This window comes from Nostoc sp. FACHB-280 (assembly GCF_014697615.1).
GTDB lineage: Bacteria > Cyanobacteriota > Cyanobacteriia > Cyanobacteriales > Nostocaceae > Nostoc_B.
In genome coordinates this window covers 1-24,125 of sequence record NZ_JACJSD010000048.1, presented here as the reverse complement: position 1 = coordinate 24,125, position 24,125 = coordinate 1, and the positions used below count along the sequence as shown (strand labels likewise).

Annotated in this window: 23 protein-coding genes; 12 read left to right on the top strand and 11 right to left on the bottom strand. The window is 42.5% G+C overall.

Features of this window, described 5'->3' with window-relative positions:
• Positions 1-329: 329 nt before the first annotated feature.
• The 6 genes from H6G75_RS26550 to H6G75_RS26525 all read left to right on the top strand — a co-directional run bounded on the left by H6G75_RS26550 (position 330) and on the right by H6G75_RS26525 (position 5,121).
• Complete coding sequence (locus H6G75_RS26550; protein WP_190982906.1) at positions 330-656, top strand: hypothetical protein; 327 nt, start codon at positions 330-332, stop codon at positions 654-656.
• A gap of 192 nt (positions 657-848) precedes the next feature.
• The gene (locus tag H6G75_RS26545; protein WP_190982905.1) at positions 849-1,025 is read left to right on the top strand and encodes a hypothetical protein; all 177 of its coding nucleotides are present in this window, start codon (positions 849-851) and stop codon (positions 1,023-1,025) included.
• 253 nt (positions 1,026-1,278) lie between these two features.
• Positions 1,279-2,808 carry a photosystem II chlorophyll-binding protein CP47 gene (gene psbB / locus H6G75_RS26540; protein ID WP_190982904.1) on the top strand — a complete coding sequence of 510 codons (1,530 nt, stop codon included), beginning with the start codon at positions 1,279-1,281 and terminating at the stop codon, positions 2,806-2,808.
• A gap of 73 nt (positions 2,809-2,881) precedes the next feature.
• Positions 2,882-2,986, top strand: coding sequence for a photosystem II reaction center protein T (locus H6G75_RS26535; RefSeq protein WP_015115729.1), 105 nt, complete (start codon positions 2,882-2,884; stop codon positions 2,984-2,986).
• Between the two features lie 295 nt (positions 2,987-3,281).
• Positions 3,282-4,301 carry a 30S ribosomal protein S1 gene (locus H6G75_RS26530; protein ID WP_190982903.1) on the top strand — a complete coding sequence of 340 codons (1,020 nt, stop codon included), beginning with the start codon at positions 3,282-3,284 and terminating at the stop codon, positions 4,299-4,301.
• Between the two features lie 88 nt (positions 4,302-4,389).
• Positions 4,390-5,121: an HAD family hydrolase gene (locus H6G75_RS26525; RefSeq protein WP_190982902.1), complete on the top strand. Its 732-nt coding sequence runs from the start codon at positions 4,390-4,392 to the stop codon at positions 5,119-5,121.
• Positions 5,122-5,241: 120 nt separating this feature from the next.
• Here H6G75_RS26525 and H6G75_RS26520 read toward each other — a convergent pair whose 3' ends face one another.
• Positions 5,242-5,634, bottom strand: a complete 393-nt coding sequence (locus tag H6G75_RS26520) for a pentapeptide repeat-containing protein (protein WP_190982901.1) — start codon at positions 5,632-5,634, stop codon at positions 5,242-5,244.
• A 308-nt stretch (positions 5,635-5,942) separates the two neighbouring features.
• Here H6G75_RS26520 and H6G75_RS26515 point away from each other — a divergent pair, with 308 nt between their 5' ends.
• On the top strand, positions 5,943-6,404 hold the full coding sequence (locus H6G75_RS26515) for a hydrogenase maturation protease (RefSeq protein WP_190982900.1): 462 nt from the start codon (positions 5,943-5,945) through the stop codon (positions 6,402-6,404).
• 143 nt (positions 6,405-6,547) lie between these two features.
• Positions 6,548-9,352 carry a bifunctional acetate--CoA ligase family protein/GNAT family N-acetyltransferase gene (locus H6G75_RS26510; RefSeq protein WP_190982899.1) on the top strand — a complete coding sequence of 935 codons (2,805 nt, stop codon included), beginning with the start codon at positions 6,548-6,550 and terminating at the stop codon, positions 9,350-9,352.
• A 13-nt stretch (positions 9,353-9,365) separates the two neighbouring features.
• Here H6G75_RS26510 and H6G75_RS26505 read toward each other — a convergent pair whose 3' ends face one another.
• The 3 genes from H6G75_RS26505 to H6G75_RS26495 all read right to left on the bottom strand — a co-directional run bounded on the left by H6G75_RS26505 (position 9,366) and on the right by H6G75_RS26495 (position 11,937).
• On the bottom strand, positions 9,366-10,112 hold the full coding sequence (locus H6G75_RS26505; protein WP_190982898.1) for an isoprenyl transferase: 747 nt from the start codon (positions 10,110-10,112) through the stop codon (positions 9,366-9,368).
• Positions 10,113-10,140: 28 nt separating this feature from the next.
• Positions 10,141-11,073 (bottom strand): ferritin-like domain-containing protein, encoded by a 933-nt coding sequence (locus H6G75_RS26500; protein WP_190982897.1) that lies wholly within the window; start codon positions 11,071-11,073, stop codon positions 10,141-10,143.
• Positions 11,074-11,280: 207 nt separating this feature from the next.
• A complete protein-coding gene (locus tag H6G75_RS26495; RefSeq protein ID WP_190982896.1) occupies positions 11,281-11,937 on the bottom strand; it encodes an NAD(P)H-binding protein in 657 nt (218 codons plus the stop codon).
• Positions 11,938-12,110: 173 nt separating this feature from the next.
• Between H6G75_RS26495 and H6G75_RS26490 the strand changes: the two genes are divergently transcribed.
• Complete coding sequence (locus H6G75_RS26490) at positions 12,111-12,791, top strand: DUF1997 domain-containing protein (RefSeq protein ID WP_190982895.1); 681 nt, start codon at positions 12,111-12,113, stop codon at positions 12,789-12,791.
• Positions 12,792-12,866: 75 nt separating this feature from the next.
• On the opposite strand, the gene H6G75_RS26485 is transcribed toward H6G75_RS26490, so the two are convergent.
• Positions 12,867-13,337: a DUF4079 domain-containing protein gene (locus H6G75_RS26485; protein WP_190982894.1), complete on the bottom strand. Its 471-nt coding sequence runs from the start codon at positions 13,335-13,337 to the stop codon at positions 12,867-12,869.
• 208 nt (positions 13,338-13,545) lie between these two features.
• Between H6G75_RS26485 and H6G75_RS26480 the strand changes: the two genes are divergently transcribed.
• The gene (locus tag H6G75_RS26480; RefSeq protein WP_190982893.1) at positions 13,546-14,823 is read left to right on the top strand and encodes an ankyrin repeat domain-containing protein; all 1,278 of its coding nucleotides are present in this window, start codon (positions 13,546-13,548) and stop codon (positions 14,821-14,823) included.
• A gap of 187 nt (positions 14,824-15,010) precedes the next feature.
• On the opposite strand, the gene H6G75_RS26475 is transcribed toward H6G75_RS26480, so the two are convergent.
• Both H6G75_RS26475 and H6G75_RS33200 read right to left on the bottom strand, forming a co-directional pair.
• Entirely contained in the window at positions 15,011-17,266 is a 2,256-nt protein-coding gene (locus tag H6G75_RS26475) for an S-layer family protein (RefSeq protein WP_242051652.1), read from the bottom strand.
• The gene (locus H6G75_RS33200; RefSeq protein WP_242051651.1) at positions 17,187-18,419 is read right to left on the bottom strand and encodes a filamentous hemagglutinin N-terminal domain-containing protein; all 1,233 of its coding nucleotides are present in this window, start codon (positions 18,417-18,419) and stop codon (positions 17,187-17,189) included. Before H6G75_RS33200 ends, H6G75_RS26475 begins: the two co-directional genes overlap by 80 nt.
• A gap of 564 nt (positions 18,420-18,983) precedes the next feature.
• Here H6G75_RS33200 and H6G75_RS26470 point away from each other — a divergent pair.
• Complete coding sequence (locus H6G75_RS26470) at positions 18,984-20,345, top strand: NAD(P)/FAD-dependent oxidoreductase (protein WP_190982892.1); 1,362 nt, start codon at positions 18,984-18,986, stop codon at positions 20,343-20,345.
• 371 nt (positions 20,346-20,716) lie between these two features.
• Here H6G75_RS26470 and H6G75_RS26465 read toward each other — a convergent pair whose 3' ends face one another.
• The 3 genes from H6G75_RS26465 to H6G75_RS26455 all read right to left on the bottom strand — a co-directional run bounded on the left by H6G75_RS26465 (position 20,717) and on the right by H6G75_RS26455 (position 22,803).
• On the bottom strand, positions 20,717-21,109 hold the full coding sequence (locus H6G75_RS26465; protein WP_190982891.1) for a DUF309 domain-containing protein: 393 nt from the start codon (positions 21,107-21,109) through the stop codon (positions 20,717-20,719).
• Positions 21,106-21,471, bottom strand: coding sequence for a ferredoxin thioredoxin reductase catalytic beta subunit (locus H6G75_RS26460; RefSeq protein ID WP_190982890.1), 366 nt, complete (start codon positions 21,469-21,471; stop codon positions 21,106-21,108). The genes H6G75_RS26465 and H6G75_RS26460 overlap by 4 nt, the downstream gene beginning before the upstream one ends.
• A 165-nt stretch (positions 21,472-21,636) precedes the next feature.
• On the bottom strand, positions 21,637-22,803 hold the full coding sequence (locus H6G75_RS26455) for a DUF58 domain-containing protein (protein ID WP_190982889.1): 1,167 nt from the start codon (positions 22,801-22,803) through the stop codon (positions 21,637-21,639).
• 106 nt (positions 22,804-22,909) lie between these two features.
• On the opposite strand from H6G75_RS26455, the gene H6G75_RS26450 reads away from it, so the two are divergent.
• Entirely contained in the window at positions 22,910-23,923 is a 1,014-nt protein-coding gene (locus H6G75_RS26450) for a hypothetical protein (RefSeq protein WP_190982888.1), read from the top strand.
• A 101-nt stretch (positions 23,924-24,024) separates the two neighbouring features.
• Here the strand turns inward: H6G75_RS26450 and H6G75_RS26445 are convergent.
• Positions 24,025-24,125: transposase (locus H6G75_RS26445; protein ID WP_190982198.1), on the bottom strand; the 101-nt coding region annotated here is incomplete at its 5' end.

Below are 24,125 nucleotides of genomic sequence, written 5' to 3'. Positions count from 1 at the left end.
GAATTTAAAATTCCAGCAGCTTTATAAGACAGTCTGTATATGTAAAAATCCGCATAATTTTACTATTTAATCTGAATTTTACAAACCCCATAAAATTGTTTTAAAAGAATAAGATTTTTTGAAATAAAATTTGTTAAGCTGCTCAATTAGCTCTCATTCTTTACATTTCAACTTAGTCTTTTAACCGATGAGAGTATTGCTGAAAAAGCTTTATCAGGAATTTTGGCATCATAGCTTAATGAGCCAATCTGCTTTATTTAAAACATCTACTGAGTCAATTTTGTGGGTGTAGATATCAAAATTTATAGTCAAAATAGCGAGATAAAACCGTGAAATATTTTTTTCTTTCGGAAGGATGGCATATAGGTAGAGTCTGGTCATCTGATGGGTTGTGGCAAATCACCGCATGGCGACGACAACCAGATATTCAGAAAATGAATATTTGTATAGTAGAAAACAATGAATTACTCTGGCTTTATCGTACAGAAGAAGCTGTTTTAACCATAGAAGTTAAACCCTCAACCTCAGAAGTTGCCACTCAAACAATCGGACAAGTAGTACTCAAGCGTTTAATGAGTGCTGAACAAGTAATTGAACGTCTCAACACAGCCGAAGCCAAGTGTCAGCTACAAAACATCCAGTTGGTGACACAGTGATTTAACTGAGTCAGGAATTGCTCAAAAATCTTGTCTGTTGAGAGTGGGCTTTAGGGATGTAAAAGTGTAAATGAGGCAAACTCATACACCCTTATACCCTTACACCAATTCTCAAGAGACAATTTTTGTGCGTAAGTTTTAGAGAATTACGTAAATGAAATTCTGGTAGAGATTTGTGAGAAAATAACACAGATGGAATACCGATCGCATCGATTTACCCGCTTGCAAACAATTCCATCAATAGTTACACTTTTTAAAACATTCTCATTTTTGTATGGCGATCGCGTAGACGACTACAAGGCTGCTGCCAACAGGGGTAGCTCGCTCGATTACCCGAATACCAACCCGGTATTTGCCGAGTTCTATTAGAACCAGGGAGAGTTTTATGAAAAAATTCTTGGAGAAGACAAGCGATCGCAACCCCAAAAGGTCAAGCAACCGCAGCGTCTAAGTGTTGCCAAAGCCACACAGTCTGTCTTGTAAAGACTGAGCCGTGGTTAAACTCAGAACCCTGGCAATAAAAAAACTCAGAGATTTCTTTAAAAAGCGGTCTTCGCCAATTTAAAGAACTCAGTAAATAAATTGCTTTGTAAACATAACTCTTCGAGGAGGAGCGTAGTCGATGGGACTACCTTGGTACCGAGTACATACAGTTGTTCTGAACGATCCAGGGCGGCTGATTTCTGTACACTTGATGCACACAGCCCTGGTGGCAGGCTGGGCTGGTTCAATGGCGTTATATGAACTCGCTATTTATGACCCCAGCGACCCTGTTCTCAACCCCATGTGGCGACAAGGGATGTTCGTGCTGCCCTTCATGGCACGTCTAGGTGTTACCCAATCTTGGGGCGGCTGGAGCGTCACTGGTGGCCCTGCTACCGACCCTGGTTTTTGGTCATTTGAAGGTGTAGCTGCTGCTCACATCGTACTTTCTGGTTTATTATTCTTAGCCGCAGTTTGGCACTGGGTTTACTGGGATTTGGAACTCTTTAGAGATCCTCGAACTGGTGAACCAGCACTAGACTTGCCAAAAATGTTTGGTATTCACCTGTTCTTATCTGGTTTACTTTGCTTTGGCTTTGGTGCATTCCACCTCACCGGACTTTACGGCCCTGGGATGTGGGTTTCTGACGCTTATGGAGTCACAGGTAGCATCCAGCCAGTAGCACCAGAATGGGGGCCAGATGGCTTTAACCCCTTTAACCCTGGTGGTATTGTGGCTCACCACATCGCCGCAGGTGTAGTTGGTATTATTGCTGGTTTATTCCACCTCACAGTTAGACCACCCGAAAGGTTATACAAAGCCCTACGGATGGGTAACATTGAAACCGTACTCTCCAGCAGTATTGCGGCGGTATTCTTCGCAGCTTTCGTTGTCGCTGGTACCATGTGGTACGGTAGCGCAACCACCCCCATCGAACTGTTTGGCCCTACCCGTTACCAATGGGATCAAGGCTACTTCCGTCAAGAAATCAACCGTCGTGTACAAGCAAGCGTAGCCAACGGTGCAAGCTTGTCTGAAGCTTGGTCACAAATTCCTGAAAAACTGGCATTCTACGATTACGTTGGTAATAGCCCCGCCAAAGGTGGTTTGTTCCGCACAGGCCCTATGGTTAAGGGTGATGGTATTGCTCAATCTTGGCAAGGTCACGCAGTATTCACCGATGCTGAAGGTAGAGAATTGACTGTCCGTCGTCTACCTAACTTCTTTGAAACCTTCCCCGTACTTTTGACCGACAGTGATGGTGTTGTCCGCGCTGACATTCCATTCCGTCGGGCAGAATCTAAATACAGCTTTGAACAAACTGGTGTCACCGTTAGCTTCTATGGTGGCGACTTAGACGGTAAGACCTTCACAGATCCTGCTGATGTGAAGAAATATGCTCGTAAAGCTCAAGGCGGCGAAATCTTTGAATTTGACCGCGAAACCTTGAACTCTGACGGGGTATTCCGTACCAGTCCTAGAGGTTGGTTTACCTTTGGACACGCAGTATTTGCTTTACTGTTCTTCTTCGGTCACTTATGGCACGGCGCTCGGACAATCTACCGAGATGTATTTGCTGGTGTGGAAGCAGACTTAGAAGAGCAAGTCGAATGGGGTCTGTTCCAGAAAGTGGGTGATAAGTCAACCCGCCGGAAGGAAGCCCTCTAATTATTTAGTGCTGAGTAATGAGTAAGTCTTGAACTCAGCACTCAGCACTCATTGACTCTAAGGAGCTTTTGAGATGGAAAGCGTTGCATACATTTTAATTTTTACTTTGTGCATAGGCGTTCTGTTTTTTGCGATCGCCTTCCGTGAACCTCCCCGCATTGAGAAAAAAGACGAGTAGTAGATTACTATTACCAAGCTTTGCAAAACACAAAATATCCGCTGTTATAGCTATAACAGCGGATATTTTACTGAATTTGGCAATGTATAAAAATCTCTTCTAACTTATGGCTGATAGCCAAATGCCATTGTTGATATGATATAATCTTCTATCTGGAAGTTGATATGTGTTAACACTAGCTTTCTACGCTAGGATTAATAAGGGACGTAAGCTTACACTGGTCTTCAGTGGCTTACACAGGCATTATCATTATGTCACAAAACTTTACGGAGACTAGAACCAGGAACAAATCAGCATGGTCAATCAGAACTTAACCGCTACAGAAATTGGATTTACTCACGAAGATTTCGCTGCTCTACTTGACAAATACGACTATCACTTTAGCCCTGGAGATATTGTACCAGGAACGGTTTTCAGTATAGAGCCGCGCGGCGCTCTGATTGACATCGGTGCTAAAACAGCAGCATATATCCCTATACAAGAAATGTCTATCAACCGGGTAGATGCCCCGGAAGAAGTTTTACAATCAAACGAAACACGGGAATTTTTCATCCTCACCGATGAAAACGAAGATGGTCAGTTGACCCTCTCGATTCGCCGTATTGAATATATGCGGGCTTGGGAGCGTGTACGTCAGTTGCAAGCAGAAGATGCAACTGTTCGTTCTGGCGTATTTGCGACAAACCGTGGTGGTGCGTTGGTCAGAATTGAGGGATTACGTGGCTTTATCCCTGGTTCCCACATTAGTACTCGCAAACCCAAAGAAGAATTAGTGGGTGAAGAACTACCCTTGAAGTTCTTGGAAGTAGACGAAGAACGTAACCGCCTAGTTCTATCTCATCGTCGGGCGTTGGTTGAACGTAAGATGAACCGCCTCGAAGTTGGCGAAGTAGTAATTGGTACAGTTCGCGGTATCAAGCCTTACGGTGCTTTCATCGACATCGGTGGTGTCAGTGGCTTGTTACACATCTCAGAAATTTCTCACGAACATATCGATACACCTCACAGCGTGTTCAATGTCAATGATGAAGTGAAAGTGATGATCATTGATTTGGATGCTGAAAGAGGTCGGATTTCTCTATCTACCAAACAGTTGGAACCAGAACCCGGTGATATGATTAAAAACCGTGATTTGGTTTACGATAAAGCTGAAGAAATGGCAGCTAAATATCGTGAGCAACTGTTAGCGAAACAACAAGGTATCACCGCACCTCCTACTGAAGAAACTGTAGCTGAAGAAGAAATTCCAGCAGCTGTTGAAGAAGAGATTCCAGCAGCTATTGAAGAAGAAATTCCCGTAGCTATTGAAGAGTAAGATTAATAGATAATTGCATTCTAGTTTGAAAAAAGAGGGAATATCCCTCTTTTTTTATGACATTTTTTTTTAACCGGGGTGAAAAATTTTGGCAACTATTCAATGTAAAAATATTACTTTTGAGAATATTCAGGCAATTTTTTTTGACAAAAACGGTACTTTAGAAGATTCAGACATTTATTTGCGATCGCTGGGACAAAAAGCAGCGAGAATTATCGATGCTCAATTTCCGGGAATTGGCGAACCTTTATTAATGGCTTACGGTATTGATAGTAATTCCCTCGATCCTGCTGGCTTAATGGCGGTGGGTAGTCGCCGCGAAACTGAAATCGCCACAGCCGCCTATATTGCGGAAACTGGTAGAGGATGGTTTGAATCTCTCAAAATCGCCCGTCAAAGTTTAAACGAAGCCGAAAAATATCTCGAAGCATCTCCCGCACCGCTTTTTTCTGGGAGTTTGGAGTTATTACAATCCCTCTCCACAGCCGGACTGAAACTGGGGATCATCTCAGCAGCCACCACCGCCGAAGTACAAGCCTTTGTGGCTCGGTATAATTTGGGTGATTATCTTCCAGCCCAAATTGGTGTAGATGATGGCCCTGGTAAGCCAGATCCAACTTTGTTTTTACAAGCTTGTGAAGTAGTGGGAGTAGAACCCAACGCCGCACTCATGGTTGGTGATGCGGTTGGCGATATGCAAATGGCAAAAAACGCCAAAGCCGCAGGTTGTATCGGTATTACATGGATTGGTAAATCAGATCATGTCCAAGGTGCGGATGTGGTGATTAATCAACTGAGTGAAATTAAAGTTTTGGAGTAAAGTGCTGAGTGCTGTAAACTGCGATCAACCCTCTTTTAGTAAGCTGATCGAGCATTGAGCGACTTGCCTTGAGCGTAGTCGAAAGGAGTCGAAATGCGTCTTCTATGTGTATCCACCTACTTATAACTCTGATTTAATTTGAACTCCTGCCTGAACTGGGTCAAAATTTGGGGGAAAATGGGTATTGCGATCGCAGTCTGCCTTATCTAGTTTTGTACCTTGAAGATTGGCTTGGCGGAGATTGGCTGACATCAATAAAGCACCCCGCAAGTCTGCATCTGTGAGGTCAGCTTGGGAAAGATCGGAATAACTGAGGTCACTTCCTCTAAGATTTGCACCTCGTAGATTAGCTGTACTTAAGTCCGCGTAACTCAAGTCAGACCCTTTGAGATTAACACCTTGTAAGTCGGCATCACCAAGTTCAGCCCTCTCAAAATCCCGTTGTCCCTCAGCATATTTTTCTAAAAGAGTAGCCACCGCATTAATTGGCTGTTGATAATTAACTTCAGACATAAAACAGCCTCAAAGATTGTTGATTCAAATTCATCATAAAACTGCTGATGCTAAAAATCATCGGATAAATTGCATCAATTTATCAAATTATAGTAATAGTAATTTACAAGAATATTCTCTATCCTCACAAGTTCCTCAAATTCTTTTTATAAGTTCAAAAATAAATGATCATAGCTTTTACTCATCTGTTGAGGTAAAAACTTATCTGTGCCTATCTGTGTCCATTTGCGGTTAGTTTTTTATTTTTACCACATTGTAAATTGGCAAATTTATCATTAATTTTGAGTGCATTAAAGCAAACGAAAAAAATGAATGCAACCGTCATGGTGATTGGTTACGGTAATGACTTGCGGAGTGATGATGGCATTGGTCAAAGAATTGCTGATGAAATTGCCTCTTGGCATTTATCGGCAGTGAAATCTTTAGCAGTCCACCAACTGACACCCGAATTAGCTGATGCTTTAGCAAATGCAGAATTAGCAATTTTTGTGGATGCTTATGTACCTTCAGAATCTTTTGATGTGCAGGTACAATCACTTTCACCTTCTGTTGAAAATACGATCGCTGGACATACCGCCGATCCCCAATCACTGTTAGCTTTGACTAGAACTCTTTACGGCCATTGTCCGCCGGCTTTGTGGGTGACAGTTCCCGGCGTTAACTTTGAATTTGGCGATCGCTTCTCAGAAATCACCGAAACCGGCAAAGCGATCGCCCTCGGAAAAATTATGCAAATTTTAGACAAGTTTAAAAATTTCTGGATGAAATGAACCCAATCTGAAACTCAAGCATAGACTGAAAGCAAAAGCCTAATACTGACAACCAAGTTGCTTTCAGAAATACTATTCCCAGCCTAATTTAGTATCTTTGACTGCAACTCAGCACCTTCAACTCAGCACTTTAAGGAGGATTAATGCAGCAATCTCTCAAGCCCACAAGCGATCGCGCCTTTGATATCTTGCAGGCAGAGAAGCTTAATCCCCTTGATGCCATCTTTGCACCCAAAACTGTAGCGGTGATTGGTGCGAGTGAAACACCTGGGAGTGTGGGACGCACTCTCTTGTGGAATTTAATCACAAATCCCTTTGGCGGGACTGTGTTTCCCGTCAATCCCAAACGCCATAGTGTATTGGGAATCAAAGCCTATCCGAAAATTGCCGATATCCCCGAAACTGTAGATTTAGCTGTAATTGCCACACCAGCACCCACAGTTCCGGGGATTATTGCTGAATGTGTTGATGCTGGGGTAAAAAGTGCGATCGTCATTTCTGCTGGGTTTAAAGAAGCTGGTGCGGCTGGTATCGCTTTAGAACAGCAAATTCTCGCCCAAGCCCGTCGCGGTAACATTCGTATCATCGGCCCGAACTGTTTGGGGGTAATGAGTCCTCTGAGTGGGTTAAATGCTACCTTTGCCAGTGCAATGGCGCGTCCAGGTAATGTGGGCTTTATTAGTCAAAGTGGGGCGCTGTGTACGGCGATTCTAGACTGGAGTTTTCAAGAAAACGTCGGGTTTAGTGCCTTCGTGTCCATCGGTTCAATGTTGGATGTGGGCTGGGGTGACTTAATTTATTATCTCGGTGATGACCCCCGCACCAAAAGTATTGTGATTTACATGGAATCTATTGGGGATGCACGGTCTTTTATTTCTGCGGCGCGAGAAGTTGCCCTCACCAAACCGATTATTGTGATTAAAGCCGGACGCACAGAAGCAGCCGCCAAAGCAGCAGCATCTCATACAGGGGCGTTGGCGGGGAGTGATGCGGTGTTAGATGCAGCTTTCCGGCGCTGTGGGGTGCTGCGGGTGAATAGTATTTCTGACTTATTTGATGTGGCGGAAGTGTTGGCAAAACAACCGCGTCCCAAAGGGCCACGCTTGACCATTTTAACGAATGCAGGCGGGCCAGGAGTCTTGGCGACCGATGCTTTGATTGAAGCGGGTGGAGAATTAGCGACAATTTCACCAGATGCGATCGCTGCTTTTGATCAAATACTTCCCACTCATTGGAGTCATAATAACCCAATTGATATTCTGGGGGATGCTGACCCCCAACGTTATACCCAAGCTTTAGAAATAGCCGCCACAGATCCCAATAGTGATGGCTTGTTGGTTATTCTCACACCCCAAGCCATGACCGACCCCACCCAAACGGCTGAACAATTGAAACCCTACGCCCAAATTCCTGGTAAACCAATTCTCGCTAGTTGGATGGGTGGTGCAGAAGTCACCGCAGGCGAAACAATTTTAAATCGTCAATCTATTCCTACTTATCGCTATCCAGATACAGCCACCCGCATATTTAGTTATATGTGGCAATCTAGCTATAACCTGCGGGGTATCTATGAAACTCCAGTTTTACCAGCAGTTGATCCCCAATCAGGCATACCAGACCGCAACTTAGTCGCAAAGATTATCGCCTCCGCGCGTCAAGATGGACGAACCATTCTTACAGAATTTGAATCGAAGCAAATACTAGCAGCTTATGGCATCCCAGTTGTGGAAACTTGCGTGGCTACAAGTGAAGATGAAGCGGTGAAATGTGCGGAGAGTATTGGCTACCCCGTAGTTGTCAAACTTTATTCTCATATCATTACTCATAAAACCGATGTCGGCGGTGTGCAGTTAAATCTGCGGGATGCGGAAGCAGTCAGACAAGCCTATCGCACCATCAAATCCTCTGTTGAAGAAAAAATAGCCAAAGACCTTCACTACTCAAAATTCGCTACTCAAAACTCAGCACTCTTCCTCGGCGTAACAGTACAGCCAATGGTGAAAACCGACGGCTACGAGTTGATTATTGGTAGTAGTCTTGATCCCCAATTCGGGCCAGTGTTGTTATTTGGTGCAGGGGGACAGCTAGTCGAAGTATTTCAGGATCGAGCGATCGCCCTACCTCCCCTAAACACAACTTTAGCCCGCCGGATGATGGAACACACCAAAATTTACAAAGCCCTCAAAGGTGTGCGGGGACGGCAAAGTGTAGATATGGCAGCCCTCGAACAATTGATGGTTGCATTTAGCCAACTGGTAGTAGAACAACCGTGGATTAAAGAAATTGACATCAACCCCTTGCTGGCAATTCCGCCAACCGCCGTCAACTCTGGAGGATTGATTGCTTTAGATGGGCGTGTTCTCCTCCAACCACCAGATATTACAGAAGAACAACTACCAAAATTAGCCATTTGTCCCTATCCCACCCAATACATTGACAACTGGACAACGAAAAATGGGATGTCAGTAACCATCCGTCCGATTCGTCCAGAAGATGAGCCGTTACTGGTACAGTTTCACCAAACCCTTTCCGAAGAAAGCGTTTATTTTCGGTACTTTCACCTGATTAAATTGAGTCAACGCATCACCCACGAACGCCTCACCCGGATTTGCTTTATTGATTACGACAGGGAAATGGCATTGGTAGTAGAACATCAAGACTCAGAAACCGGAATGCGGCAGATTTTAGCAGTTGGGCGATTGAGTAAACTGCACGGTACAGATGCCGCAGAATTCGCTATGATTGTCAGCGATCGCTATCAGTGTCAAGGTTTAGGTACAGAACTCGTTAGGCGCTTACTGCAAGTTGGTCGTCAAGAACATATCGGCCGAATTACAGCTAATATTTTGTCTGATAATTACGGAATGCAGCGAGTTTGTGAAAAATTAGGCTTTCATCTGCAACCCACCAGCGACACAACTGTGATGCAAGCGGAAATTGCTTTGTGAGCAGACTTTGATGTTAAGCTGAACAAGCAGTTTTAACTTGACCGAAACGGCGATCGCGTTTTTGGTAACTTAACAAAGCTTGATGAAATGCTTCTCGGTCAAAATCCGGCCAGAGAACATCAGTAAAGTACATTTCTGTATAAGCCATTTGCCACAACAAAAAATTACTCAACCGCATTTCTGCACTAGTCCGAATCAGTAAATCTGGGGCTGGTGTATTTGCGGTATAGAGATATTGTTCTACAAGATTTTCATTGATTGCTTCTAGGCTGAGTTCACCTTGTTGTACCAATTGGGCTATGTGGTGACAGGCTTGAGTAATTTCGTGACGACTACCATAATTCACCGCCACATTAAAATGAATTGCTTGGTTATTCAATGTTTCTGTCATTGAACGTTGCATTTCGGCTTGCAGAGATACAGGCAAAACTGATAAATCACCAATAAAAGAAATTCTCACCCCTTCTTGCTGCATCTGGGCTAACTCGCTGCGGAGAAAGCGTTCAAATAAAAGCATCAGAAAATCTACTTCTTCAATGGGACGTTGCCAATTTTCTGTAGAGAATGCGTAGACTGTGAGAACTTTGATCCCCCAATCTTTACAGCAGCGTAATAGTTGTTTGAGAGTTCTTGCACCTTGGCGATGTCCAGCTACGCGCGGTAGTCCGCGATTAGTCGCCCATCTACCATTCCCATCCATAATTACAGCTATGTGTTGGGGGATTGTTTGGGGGTTGAGGTCTAAAGGTAGGGAGTTCATGGTGGTTTTGATGAATAAGAGGATAGTTTCAAGACGCAAATAAGTTGTGTAAATACTCTGGAGTCAGGCTGTAGTGCCACTTCCAAAGACGGTGCATCGTATAAGTGAAGGTGAACAAAAGGGTGGCTTTATTGGTGGGTGTCCAGGCTTTCCAGTTGAGTGTATTCATCATCCGGCGTAGAGTACGCATCAAGTTATTGCGTTCGTAGCTTTGCGAACGGGTTTTGATGAGGGTTGTGGTGATGCGGATGAATCCTGTATCGGGAAAAGTCCAGACTCCGAAGCCCCAAAATTTAGTCATGTGGTTGATTTCATCTTTGGCGAGTTCTTCCAGCACATCTTGGAGTGCGCCTGTTGTGTGCGCCATCAACCACAAATAAAGACAAGTTGCACCATATTCTGTAGCAACGCGGTGTAAGCCGTGGCGATATAAATCTTCGTGAGGATCATCTGTAGGGATATAGCCTCTAACAGTGCGGTGTTTGGGGATGATTTTTTCACCTGTTAATTGGGTGTAAATCTTCATTAATGCGGGTGTATGTTGGCGTTCTTCTTTTTCCCACAAGCCAATTTCTTGCAGTTCACCAGCTTCACTGACTGTTCCACCCACAAACTGCCCCATCTGGGGATGTAATTTCTCTAAATATTGGCGACTGGTTTGGGTATAACCGCGAATTGGCGCTTCTGTATCCATTGCACCTATCAAAATGGATAAGAATACTTCTGGTTTGATCCCAATAATTTGACTCTGGTTAATAGCTTGCCAGTCAATTGGTTTCCAAGGACGTGCTTGGGGATGAGTAAATTGCCTCGGTAAATCTTCTAAGCGTTCCTGTAGCTTTTCGCTGGCTACATAGTTATCTATTAGTGAACAAAGACGCTGCTGTATTTGCCAATAGTTAGGCACAGTATAGCTTTGTCCAGCCAAATCTGCTGCTAATGGGCTGGTAGTATGAACCATATTTGTATGTCTTCAACTCTACGCCCAATAGCCTAAGCGATCGCACTTTATTTTGTCAGTCGGCTAAAGTCGGGTTAAAAGTCGGACGCAAAAAAACATGAAAACTTAAGGTTTTCGAGCAGGGTGTGGGTATTCAAAATCCTTACACCCCATACCCTTGCACCCCTACACCCAATACCCACAGACAATTTTGGTGCGTAAGTCCTGTTAGCATTGCTGAAACAACTCCCCAAGTGTTTTCACACTTGCATCTGGTTTAGCAATAATCTCTACAATCTTATTGCGGGCGGCTGGTTCAAAAAGTGCTGCAACCGAAACTTGGGCAACTTTTTGGCGCGGAATACTACCATCGAATAATGTATCTGCACTTTGCATCACGATAGCATCAGTATTATCTTCGTTTTTTAATCCGCCAGGTCGCACAATTGTATAGGGAAGACCACTTTTTTGAATGTATTCCTCGGCTTGCTTTTTCCAAACTAAAATCAACCAAAACAAATTTAAAGGATGGAACAGCAGAGATGTACACAAGGAAGAAACTAAAACAAAATGCTCAATTCCCTTGGTCTTAGCAGCATCCACTAAATTTTTTGTCCCTTCAAAGTCTACTTTATATGGCCCAGTTGGATCAAAACTCGGTTTTGCGCCAGTCGCACACAGCAATACAGTACTATCTCCTAAAGCATTGGCGAGACTATCTGCTTGCAACACATCACCAAGCACCAACTCCACATCAGGAGGCAAAATTGCTTTAGCTGTCTGGATATCCCGTACCAACGCCCGCACAGGAATGTTACGTGCTACTAACTCTTGGACAATGCGGCGACCTGTTTCACCTGTAGCCCCAGCCACAAACGCTTTCATAAAAACGCTACCTTAAAAAACTAGTATGTGATTTATCCGTATTTTAGTAATTTCATAAAGTTTATGACAGAATGTTAAAGTTTCAGCCAAAATAGAATTTTGCCTACGAAATCACCCAAGTCACCTGGGAATCATAAATCTAGCCAAACGCCATCTCAGAGGGGAATGCTTTGATGCTTTCAACAAACGGCGAATATCAGTCCTTAGATATAAAAGAAACTGTTTTACCTGTAGAAACCAACTTAGTAGAAACTGATGATGTAGTTTCTGATACAAATTTTGACCATCAAACCCGATTTTGTGGTTGCTACAGCGATTATATGGAGATGTATGCTCCAGTAGATCAAGTTGCGGAATATCTCAATGCTCATTCGTCGTGGTTTATCCGTTGTGCTGAACCAATGAAGGTACAGCCACTGGGAGAAAATGGCTATGCTTTGATTATTGGTCGTTTCGGCTCTTTTGGTTATGAAGTCGAGCCGAAAGTTGGTTTAGAACTTTTACCACCAGAAGAGGGAATATATCGTATTCGGACAATCCCCATTCCTGACTATCAAGCACCTGGTTACGATGTAGATTATCGAGCATCAATGCAATTAAAAGAGTATCCCAATGATAATGCTGCGATTTCCAGTACGGTGACACGGGTTGAATGGGATTTAGATTTAAAGGTTTATCTTCACTTTCCCAGATTTATCCAACGATTGCCTCAGTCTCTCATCCAATCTACAGGCGATCGCTTACTAAATCAAATTGTGCGGCAAGTCTCTCGTCGCTTAACTCGCAAAGTTCAAGAAGACTTTCATCAGTCTTTGGGTATACCTTTTCCTGCTAATTCTAAGAAAAAGCGTTGAATCAAATAAAGTCTGAAGTATGAATTATGAAGTCTGAAAAATCATTTGAGACTTCATAATTCAATTGACTGTTAACTAAGCATTACTCAAAATTCTTTGTACAATCTGCACGCCAGTAATAGCCTGCCAAGTAAATAAACCTAAAATCGCAAAATTTAACAAGATGTGCGTGATTCTTGCCCAATTTGCGCCTTTTTGCATAAAAGGAGATAGGGAAGCAGAAAACGCTATTAAACTAGTCATTCCTAGTCCCGCCAGCAAGTGCGGCCCGACAAATAACTTGCCGTTGTTAATATAAGTAACAGCCATCCCACCAACTGCACCGGCTACCATCAAACCTAAAATGATAGATCCGATTTGGTAGTGTTTGATGTTAAATTTGCCTTTAATAAGTTCTTTCTTTTCTTCACCTTGAGCGTTTCTGGTACGCTGTACTTGCAATCCCAAATAAGCAGCATAAAGTGAAAGCGCCAAAAGTACCCACATCATTAGCGGGTGGAAAAAGTTAAGCCAGTATTTCACCGCGGGAGACAGTTCCAGAGCCATCGTGTTCTCGCCCAATTATTAAATCTTAATAAAAATTAGCACAAGTCTAAGGGTAATTCGTAATTCGGAGTTCGTAATTTGTAATTAATTAGGCGTGATGGGTTGCGTTTACGCAGCACTCAATACTTTCCTCAAACAGCCCTATTGCAAAAGTACTTAAAGAATTTCAAACTATAGATGATAAAACCGCCTGGGCAGGATTTGATTCATGACGGAAAACAACGATGTCTTGCTGCTGAAGGCTGCGAAAAGTGGAGATATCAAGCGGCTGAGTGAGATTTTAGCGGCTGGTGTCAATATAGATGCGTGCGATCGCGATGGGACGACGGCGTTAATGTATGCTGCTAATTTAGGCTACACCGAAATTGTGCGATCGCTTTTAGATGCCGAGGCAAATATCAACTTAAAAAGAAAACGCTATGGTTTAACGGCGTTGATGTTGGCTGCAAGTAATAAACAAATGGATATTGTGCAGCTTTTAATCTCCAGGGGTGCTGATGTTAATGCTATCAACGAAGATGGCAGCACCGCTTTAATGGCAGCAGCACTCAAAGGTTATACAGAAATAGTCCAAATATTACTTGCGGCTGGTGCAAAGGTAAATCTTGCCGATCAAGATGATGACACTGCTTTGAAATTGGCAGTCAAACAAGGACACCCCGCAATTGTGCAACTACTAGCACAAAATGGCGCAGATGTAAATCTTCAAGATGAAGATGGCGAAACACTGTTGATGATTGCGGCAGATTTAGGAAATTTAGCAATTGTGCAAGCATTGTTAGCGGCTGGTGCAGATGTTAACTTACAAAACAGCGATGGGGGTACAGCATTATTAGCGGCGGCGGCGGCTGGTAATAGTGCGATCGCTTCTGCTTTACTAGATAAAGATGCCCAAGTTAATCTGCAAGACAAAGATGGTGAAACAGCATTACATATTGCCGTCGTGGAAGGACATCTTGACGTAGTGCAAGTCTTACTCAGTCGCGGTGCAAATGTCCAACTAAGAAATAACTTAGGCGACACACCGATATTAGTTGCAGTCTTGCAAGGACACAGCCAAATTCTCGAAGCATTGCTGCGTTCTGCTGCAAACTCTTATGGAGAATTAGAAATTCCTTTAATGGCCGCCATATCCTTGGGACACACTAAAACAGTCCAAGTATTATTAGACTATGGCGCTAATCCCAATACTTTAGGCAATGATAGCCAGACAGCGTTACTCAAAGCTGCGAAACGCCATCAAATAGAAATAATTCAACTTTTAGTAGCCAAAGGTGCAAATGTCAATTTTCAAGACATAGCCGGAGCCACAGCATTAATGTGGGCTGCCTCTGGAGGCTACACTAAAACTGTGCAGATATTACTCCAAGCTGGCGCAAACCCCAATTTAAGAAATCGTGGCGGTTATACAGCTTTGATGCTGGCAGAATTTAACGGCTATCAAGATATCGTCAAACTTTTGCAAACCGCCGGCGCACAGGAGTAATCTTGTGTCTGGTGAATACCTATCATGAATGACACAATGAAATATTTGTAGCGATAGTGAAACCTAACAAGGTTTGTATGGTGTTGGGTTACGGCGCAATATATATTTTCCGTGTTGCTATCAATATCTTTTGTGCGCCTCCACCCAAACTAATTTTTTCTGTTGATTTTTCGTTTCACTGTGTCAGTTATACAGGTTTATGACAAGCAACTTGATTAGAACCAACACTGTCAGCATTTCCCTGAGAAACATGACTAACTAGTGTTACTTCTCCCTGATTATTAAATACCCAATTTGTTGCAGGAATAATAGATACTGTTTCATTAGTCTTAAGAGGTCTATTTACTTGACTTACTGCACCATTTTGTGGTTTTGCTGCTGTTGTTAAACGAGTATCTGACCACACCACATCACCAGCGAGATTTTCATTAGGGTTGGGGGGTAAACCTCCACGTCCGGTGACAGTGAATTGAGAGCCTGTTTTACCATCAAAAGCGGAACAACTAGAATTAACCAAACCTGCTGTATTGACTGTATCTGCTGGCAATTTCACTAACCCACGAGTAGGGTCAGCATCAGGTGTATTGATAATGATTTCGCCATTAATTCCCGTTGTAGAACTAGCAGTGATATCGCTGAAATTAGTCTCCCCAGGACGTGGTTCGATACCAAAGATACCTTGAGTGTTAATCTCAACTCGACCACCTGCACCGGAGAAAGCATTTGCTGTAATATCGCTGTTTTCTTCTGGTGAAGCAATGATAAAACCTGCACTGATGTTAAGATTACCTCCGTTACCACTAGCCTCAGCCGTACCTGCGGAAGTTGAAATCAATCCGCCACGACGTAAAAGTAAGAAATCACGAATATTCAGGGTGATGTCGCCACCATTACCAGCCAAAGTTGTAGAAGCAATCCCACTTCCTTTTCCATTGATTTCTAGAAAATTAGCATTGATTCCGATCCTTCCTGCCTCACCATTACCTGAACTGCCAGATGTAATTTCAGCATTATTACGTATAATGAGACGATTGGTAGTAATATCTATATCACCACCTTTACCGTTAGCCCTTTCGTCAACTGATGATGAAATACCTGTGCTTAACTCACTATCTGAACCAGTTAGGATAATATTATCAGCTTGCACTTTTATATTACCTGCGTTGCCATTTCCGAAAGTTGCCGATAATATCTGCGATTCTTCTTGGACATTGAATAGTTGAGTTGTGATGTTGATATTGCCTGCATTACCCGTAGCTTCATCATCAACCTGAGTGATGATATTGCTACTTCCACGTAAATTAATTTGATTGGCTTTAATAGTAATATTTCCAGCATCACCTTGGTTGAAGGTTGCAGCAGAAATTTCTCCATTATTGCTGAGGTTTAAGGTTCTTGTTGTAACATCAATGCTACCTCCAGAGCCTATTCCTCCTGCTTGCAGTTCTGCAAATAAACCTGATGGTGCAGGTGAACCATCAAGTCGTATTGGGCCAACCCCATTAATATCAATAGAATCAGTGGCGCGGACTATCACATTACCGCCTTTTCCCCGTCCCAAGATTACCGATGTAGATATGTCTGCACCATTACTTAAGCGCAATCTTTCTGTGTCAATAGTTATTGTGCCACCCTGCACATCTGTATTACTGCCAATAACATCGGAGGAGAATTCACTGATGCGGTAAAAACCACCAAAGCGAGACACCGTTTCACTAAATAACGGGTCAGAAAAAACCTCTTGTAAAAAACTAGGGTCTAGCCCAGTTAAACTCTCCAGGGGTATAAAAGAAAACCCATCTAATTCCACATCTGTGGCACGAATATTAATATTTCCAGCGTTTCCATTGCTCATAAAAGATGTAGCACTTATGTTTCCTCCTTGAGTTAGGGTAAGACGTGGTGTTTCTATAGTTACATTGCCCCCATTACCTGTTGCCCCTAATCTAGTACCACTTGATATCCTACTTATGCTGCCATTAAATGGCGAAGAAACACCACTAATCTCTACATGCTCACCAGCTTTAATAAAAATATTAGCTGCATTCGCACTACTAAAGGTATCTGTACTAATAGAACCTCCATCTTTAAGATGAACTCGCCTGGTTTCAATTGTTATATCCCCTACTGTGGCTTGAGTTGTGCTTCCGGGCCGAACAGATGTAGATATGGTTCCGTTAGTTACTTCAACTGCATTCCGAGCCTGAATGGAAATAGAACCAACACTTCCACTAGCAGTAATAGCTGTCACTCCTCCTTGGGGAAAAGTGTTTTTCACTCGTAAAGTACCCGTTTCAATTCGCAGGTTCCCTGTTGAACCTGAACTCAAGCTGGAGATTCCTAAAAAGCCTTGATTACTTATATCAACTACATCTTTTGACCGCACAACCTCCCGATACAACAGAGACAAAGCCGCCATTGATATTAACAGACTCAGTAGCATTCAGATTAAGATTTCCTCCATTACCACTGCTACTAGTAATTACCGCGATAAGACCGCTATTTTCTGGTATTCCATCCCCTGCAACTGTGATTTTTTTAGAATTGATAGTAACATCGCCACCCGTAGCTGAATTATTGCTAGTAGATGAAATCAAGCTACCGTTTGTAACAGTTACTGCATCGCTGGCTTGAATTTGAATATCGCCGCCATTTGCGGCTCTAGAAGTAATACTCTGAATGCTAGAACCGTTATTTAAATTGAATTGAGTAGCATCAACCCAAATTGAACCGCCTAAACTAGCAATAGTCGAACCTTCTAGTCCTATCTGTCCGCCAAATAGCTCAATTGCACTATTGCCATTTGTAACGATAAAGCTTCCATTGGTTAAATTGATGGGTGCGCGTCTGAGATTTTCTGATAATTCAAATCCTACGGAGGAGCCATTAATATCTAGCCCAAAAGTTGTATCTCCGCCGACGGCTGCCAATTTTATCTGTCCATTTGGGGCAAATAATATACCATTATCTAAAGTAATTTCACCACCAACGAGTGCTAGTGTGCGACTAGAGCCAATAATCAAGCCGTTAACAGCTTGATTAGTAATACTTCCTGGTTGGGAACCAAATTGTAAACCAATTGGGATGTTAATACTCAACAACGATGAATCTTGAATATCGGTGGCGCTAAACTGCAACCCATCAGGAAAAAGTACACTATTTGCTGTTGTCCCAACAAATGCTCCTTTTACATCTAAGCGAGCATTTGGCCCGAATACAATACCGTTAGGGTTGATTAAAAATAAGTTTGCGTTACCACTTACACCTAGTAGCCCTAAAATTCTTGATGGCTCTGTTCCTGTGACGCGGCTCAAGATATTTTGAATTCCGGCTGGATTGGCAAAATAAGCACCCTCTCCACCACGTACATTAAATTGGGAAAAACTGTGGAATAAATTTGTACCTCTGACAGCACCACCTTCAATTACCTGTACGGGAAATCCAGGAACGTTTAATAGTTGTGATGCTTCATTACCCAAGGTATTATCAGGGACAATCTGTGCTGAGGCAGAATTGACAAATCCAGTGATAATTGCATTGCATCCAATCAAAAAACCTAGTAGTTTCCCGGTATTTTGCCACAGGTAATCAGTCATATATATCTATACTCTAGTCTGATAATGATTTAAAAATGGCTACATTTTGTGCTAATGATTCAAAATCAGCCTTGTTTTAACAAAACCAATACTTTAATTTAAGATACAAAAAATAAGCACAAAGGAATATACCCCAAGAATTCTTAATCTTTTGGGGACAAGAAAGACCAAAGTCTTGTGATGTGATATTGTTCTAGACCATAGTGCGATCGCCTACCCATCACCTCTAGGAATCACAAGGGTTTGAGCGGGTCTGGGTGTAGGGGTATAAGGGTGTATGTATCTAAAATCTTTTCACCCATACTCCCAGTCTCCACAAAAAATCTTTGTGCGGAAATCCTAATAAAATAATGCCCTTTGCAATATATCTAAACAAAGGGCGATAAACACTAAAGCTAAGAGGGCAATATATGAATGTAATATGTATCACCTGGAAATGGTAATCTGGCTTACCTTTATGTTTTTTTCATTTGTGCAGAGTGAACAGAAACATATATGACAAGTTTGATACATATTTGTTAAGAATAGTTACAGCACCCGTAACACTAGGAAATATTTCTTCTTATGGTAGACTCCCTTGAGAATAACCCACCGCATCAAGTTGTAATCATTGGTGGCGGCTTTGGTGGACTGTATGCAGCAAAGGCATTGGCTAAGGCTAAGGTAGACGTAACGCTGATTGACAAACGTAATTTTCACTTGTTCCAACCATTGCTGTACCAAGTTGCCACAGGTACACTATCTCCGGCTGATATTTCCTCACCGTTGCGTTCGGTATTAAGCAAAAGCAAAAATACAAAAGTGTTGTTGGGAGAAGTGAATGATATAGATCCCCAAGCACAGCAAGTCTTTTTGGGTGATCAAGCGATACCATACGATACGTTAATAGTGGCTACAGGTGCCAAGCATTCCTATTTTGGGAAAGATAACTGGGAAGATTTTGCTCCTGGTTTAAAAACTGTAGAAGATGCAATCGAAATGCGTCGCAGGATTTTCTCGGCGTTTGAAGCAGCAGAAAAAGAAACTGATCCTGAAAAACGTCGGGCTTGGTTAACCTTTGTAATTGTGGGTGGTGGCCCTACAGGGGTAGAATTAGCAGGTGCGATCGCTGAACTTGCTTATCAAACCCTCAAAGAAGATTTCCGCAACATCGACACATCTGAGGCGAGAGTTTTACTTTTAGAAGGACTAGATCGGATTTTGCCACCCTTTGCACCAGAATTATCTCAACAAGCAGAAGCATCTTTACAGCAATTGGGTGTCAGTGTTCAAACCAAAACTTTAGTCACCAACATTGAAAATGATATTGTCACCCTCAAACAAGGTGATGAAGTGAAAGAAATTGCTGCCAAAACAGTATTATGGGCAGCAGGTGTAAAAGCTTCACCAATGGGGCAAGTTTTAGCAGAACGCACAGGTGCAGAATGCGATCGCGCCGGACGAGTTGTTGTTGAACCCGACTTAAGCATCAAAGGCTATCCCAACATTCATGTAGTTGGTGACTTAGCAAACTTCTCACATCAAAATGGCAAACCTCTACCTGGTGTTGCACCAGTAGCGATGCAAGAGGGAGAATATGTTGCCAAGTTAATTAAGGAAAAAATCAAAGGGAATACCTTACCTGCTTTCAACTATAGCGATCGCGGCAGTTTAGCCATGATTGGGCAAAATCTAGCCGTTGTGGATTTAGGCTTTATCAAACTCAAAGGTTTCTTTGCTTGGCTATTTTGGCTCTTGATTCATATCTACTTCTTAATTGAGTTTGATAACAAACTCGTCGTCATGATTCAGTGGGTATGGAACTATATCACCCGCAAACGTGGCGCAAGATTGATTACTGGGCAAGAAGCTTTGGCACAAGTAGGAAATGAAGCGCCTAGTAAATATTACAAAGCCACGCCACCAAGACAAGCAGTCAACGCCTAAAAAGGTAAAAGGAAAACGCATATCCAGCCTTTTCCTTCTGAATTGTTAATTCAAGTCATGTTTAACTAGTCTCTCAAACCTAACCCCAACCCCTTCCCTACCAGGGAAGGGGAATAAGAATTAAAGCCTCTCTCTTCTTATACCAGTTCACGAAAAAAATGATACAAATTCACGGGTTTTTTATTCTTTCCCCTTGCCCCCTGCTCCCTGCTCCCCTGCGGTCTATTTGTATCAAACTTAAAGTGAAACGGTATTAGGGGTTTGGAGAGGGGTTAAAAATAAATTGCTTACGGCGTTAATTTCTCAAGCAATTGGGGAGTAGAAAAATCTACTCCCCAATTTCTCATTCCGAATCACCTGATAAAATTTGCCTAATCATTAGATAGTAGAAGTTTGGGTATAGGCAAGTTTTGATTTTCCAGTAATTCACTTGCAGGAATTTTATTTACACTTGTTTGCTGTAATACTGTTAATAATTCGGCACTTTGGCTTAATAACTCATCTACATTAATACCGCCATAACTATCTGGATAACGGCGTAGGCGGTTGCTTCCTTCTCCGAGTAAAATAGCTGCACCGCGCAAATTCTCATTTCTGAGATGATACAAAGCTACAGCAATTTGGAGAATGCCCTGGTAAAAAGTTTTTTCGGGTTCAATGGCTTCGATCCACAAAGCCTCTAAAGTGTCATGACAGGCGTAAAACTGTCCAGAGTTGAACTGTTCTACACCTTGCCAAAACTCTTGGGGCATAGTTTCGCTCATGCCATGCTATCTCTTACTTCTTTGATAGTTTCGATTGAGATTTCTTGGCTTTGACCAGCAAATTCATTGTCTGGTGTTAAAAACAGCATACAATGGCATTCTTTCCGTTCTCTCATTGGTACACAAGGACAATTCCAATATGTAGCCTTGACTTCAGCTTCTTTGTCTTCGTAGTGGCGGCAGGGACACAAAGGAGAACCTAGTTCGTCTTTATGTTTGGCTAACCCTTCAATTACCACTGCGGTAACAGAAGGTTCACTACAGAAGTACGTTCCAGTACGCTTGGCGTATTGTTCGGAAAAATGCCGCATTGCTTCTAAGCTTTTATCGCTGGAATTTGTGTTAACTTCTGATGTGATCATGTGGATCGGCCGCTCATAATTTAAATATTTCTTTGCATTGTACCTCAGCCTCAAGGTGCTATTACTGGGGATATCTCCCCAACCTAAGCAGATTCAATGATGATGTTTGACAAAAACCGCAATAAATCAGCATTCATTGAAATATTAAATACATAGCATACTCGTTTAAAATGCTTGTAAAGGTCTTTGTAGTTGAGGTTGTAAAGCTTGTTCGCTTTGTACCACAACACCAGGGCGGTCACGATTGACAACCGTTGATGCTTGAGGTGAGGAATTATTATTCTGCCACAAAATCCAACGACTGCCTTGGGGTAAGGAAGAGAGTGTCAGAGAATTTTGAGTTAACCAAATTAAAGGATAATCTGGTGGTTCTGTGGCGTTGATATCTTCTTGAAATGTTGCCGCCGCTAGGGTTTCTAGAACAATACGATCGCCTTTCACCAAATTTGTCCCAGCTGTCCAGAGTTTGACGGGCATCCCCATACGTTGTGTGTAAAAATACAAGCTGGCTGCGGCAATTACGGCTTGCTCAAAATCATCTTCTTGCCATTTAGCACCACTATCTAAGGCAATAATGATTTCTTGTCCACCTGTGACAACTTCTAACTCCCGGACTCGTAATTCACCATAACGGGCGCTAGTCCGCCAATGAATGAGTCTAGTGGGGTCGCCAATGCGGTAGGGACGGAGCGATCGCACTAATCCCGATGTTGCTGTCTGCAATGGGCGATTGATCGAATCACCTTTTTTGCTTTCTTCTTGTCCCATTTCATCAACTAGCGGACAAGTGGTTAAAGGTAATACAGTCGGGTAAACAATGGCCGTTGCTTCACAATCTCGCTGACGACGACACCAAAATAAACCTAAAGGTGCGCCAGTAGCTAATTCAACTTTGTGCCAACGATAAATACCTCGACGCTGGGTCTGGTGATAATAAATCCAACTGTAACTATTTTTACTCGGAATAATTTCTATTGGCTGTTTGATTGGCTTACCCAAAACAAAAGGCAAAATATCCTCGACTTGCAGCAAACTTACAGATTGTGCTGTGGGATTGTGGATTTCTAATTCTACAGTCAAGTCATCCCCAGCCGAGACAGGCTGAATTGGATTGCGGGTGATAGTTAAACCAACAAGCGATCGTGGCGGTAAAACTGCTGATACTACCAACAGCGCCACACTCACACCGCTAATAGCATACAGCCACCCCGCCATTGTATTGACAGCCGCACCAAAAAAACAAATAGCAATTCCCGCAAGCACCCAACCGCCGTATGTAGGTGTACTTGCCCGATTTTCTAACCAGTTGGTGATAGGTTTGATAATTTTCATGTTTCTTTTTTAACCCAACATCACCGGAAGTTCACAGTGGTGCTGGTGTCATTTCAGGAGCAGAACAATCATAATAATTAGCAAGCATCACCTTGATAATGCAAAAATGTCTAACAAATTCACTCACGTAGAAGAAAGCAACGCAATTCGTCGCCGTGGCGGTATTTACTTCGGTCGAGGAGTAAGAGGTACAGAACAGTTTGTTTATGAACTTGTATCCAATGTCCTTGACTCTTACCTGGCAAATCAAGCAACCTTTGTGAATGTAACTTTGGATGGAGCCACTATCTCAGTTGTAGATGACGGGCCAGGACTGCCATTTGATGAACCCAGTGATATCGAAGGTGTGAGCCTTGCTACTAAGTTTCTCACCACTATTCATCGGACACGCTCATATAATGAACAAGCTCCCCATGTTCACATAGCTAGACTTGGTGTTGGGTTGGCTCCGATTAATGGAACTAGCATTCAATTAACTGTACAAAGTTGGCGTTCTGGAATGCTGTGGGAACAGTGCTTTAATAAAGGAATTGCACAAGGATCTGCCAAGATTATTCAACAAGGTAATGGTCGAGGAACAAGAATTGAAGTCACACCTGATCCTGAAGTTTTTAGGCAAACGCAACCCAGATTTGGAATAATTCGGAGGGCTTTGTTTGACACTGCTCATTTATTTGCTGGGTTGAGAATTGGATTAAATGAAGAGTGTTTTTATGCACCGCAAGGACTGAAAATGCTGGGATATATACTTTTGACTCGGCAAACTCAAGCTAACAACGAGCCATTTCATGTAACTTTGCATCATAATAATATTTTGATTGAAGCGGCAGCTTTTGGCGATAAGCTGCGAACAGGTATCTTTTCAGATAAGCAGCAATTACATACCTTTTCATGGGTGAATGGAGCAAGAACACCAGATAATGGCAGCCATGTTGAAGGTTTTCGACAAGCATTAGCAGAAGTCAACTGGAAACCTGCACTTAGCCTTATCCATGTTGTTATGTACGATCCAAGATTTGCAGGGCCGACACATGGCAAATTGGATGTTCCACATATTAAAGAAGTAATTCAAGAAGCACTGCGCGAACCTTTATTATTCTGGAGAGAAGATCCCAGATGAAGTGTAAGCGGAACCTAATGATGAGAGCCTTTCTTAGAGATAAGTAGATTCATACTTTAATAATTAAAAAATGTCGGTTCTTCAGTACATAGTATGCCAAACTAATAATTAAAATACCAGTTCAATAAACATCTAACTCGAAAGTTATCAAAGTTTCTAAAGCCATAGCTAGAACGTTTAATCAACTTGAGTTTGTTATTAA

Excerpts from the sequence above, each read along its gene's own strand:
- H6G75_RS26545 (WP_190982905.1), top strand. The coding sequence starts at position 849 with ATGGAATACCGATCGCATCGATTTACCCGCTTGCAAACAATTCCATCA.
- H6G75_RS26530 (WP_190982903.1), top strand. The coding sequence starts at position 3,282 with ATGGTCAATCAGAACTTAACCGCTACAGAAATTGGATTTACTCACGAA.
- H6G75_RS26535 (WP_015115729.1), top strand. The coding sequence starts at position 2,882 with ATGGAAAGCGTTGCATACATTTTAATTTTTACTTTGTGCATAGGCGTT.
- H6G75_RS26495 (WP_190982896.1), bottom strand. The coding sequence starts at position 11,937 with ATGAAAGCGTTTGTGGCTGGGGCTACAGGTGAAACAGGTCGCCGCATT.
- H6G75_RS26510 (WP_190982899.1), top strand. The coding sequence starts at position 6,548 with ATGCAGCAATCTCTCAAGCCCACAAGCGATCGCGCCTTTGATATCTTG.
- H6G75_RS26470 (WP_190982892.1), top strand. The coding sequence starts at position 18,984 with ATGGTAGACTCCCTTGAGAATAACCCACCGCATCAAGTTGTAATCATT.
- H6G75_RS26475 (WP_242051652.1), bottom strand. The coding sequence starts at position 17,266 with ATGCTACTGAGTCTGTTAATATCAATGGCGGCTTTGTCTCTGTTGTAT.
- H6G75_RS26455 (WP_190982889.1), bottom strand. The coding sequence starts at position 22,803 with ATGAAAATTATCAAACCTATCACCAACTGGTTAGAAAATCGGGCAAGT.
- H6G75_RS26460 (WP_190982890.1), bottom strand. The coding sequence starts at position 21,471 with ATGATCACATCAGAAGTTAACACAAATTCCAGCGATAAAAGCTTAGAA.
- H6G75_RS26520 (WP_190982901.1), bottom strand. The coding sequence starts at position 5,634 with ATGTCTGAAGTTAATTATCAACAGCCAATTAATGCGGTGGCTACTCTT.
- H6G75_RS26485 (WP_190982894.1), bottom strand. The coding sequence starts at position 13,337 with ATGGCTCTGGAACTGTCTCCCGCGGTGAAATACTGGCTTAACTTTTTC.
- H6G75_RS26480 (WP_190982893.1), top strand. The coding sequence starts at position 13,546 with ATGACGGAAAACAACGATGTCTTGCTGCTGAAGGCTGCGAAAAGTGGA.
- H6G75_RS26465 (WP_190982891.1), bottom strand. The coding sequence starts at position 21,109 with ATGAGCGAAACTATGCCCCAAGAGTTTTGGCAAGGTGTAGAACAGTTC.
- H6G75_RS26505 (WP_190982898.1), bottom strand. The coding sequence starts at position 10,112 with ATGAACTCCCTACCTTTAGACCTCAACCCCCAAACAATCCCCCAACAC.
- H6G75_RS26515 (WP_190982900.1), top strand. The coding sequence starts at position 5,943 with ATGAATGCAACCGTCATGGTGATTGGTTACGGTAATGACTTGCGGAGT.
- H6G75_RS26490 (WP_190982895.1), top strand. The coding sequence starts at position 12,111 with ATGCTTTCAACAAACGGCGAATATCAGTCCTTAGATATAAAAGAAACT.
- psbB (WP_190982904.1), top strand. The coding sequence starts at position 1,279 with ATGGGACTACCTTGGTACCGAGTACATACAGTTGTTCTGAACGATCCA.
- H6G75_RS26500 (WP_190982897.1), bottom strand. The coding sequence starts at position 11,073 with ATGGTTCATACTACCAGCCCATTAGCAGCAGATTTGGCTGGACAAAGC.
- H6G75_RS26450 (WP_190982888.1), top strand. The coding sequence starts at position 22,910 with ATGTCTAACAAATTCACTCACGTAGAAGAAAGCAACGCAATTCGTCGC.
- H6G75_RS33200 (WP_242051651.1), bottom strand. The coding sequence starts at position 18,419 with ATGACTGATTACCTGTGGCAAAATACCGGGAAACTACTAGGTTTTTTG.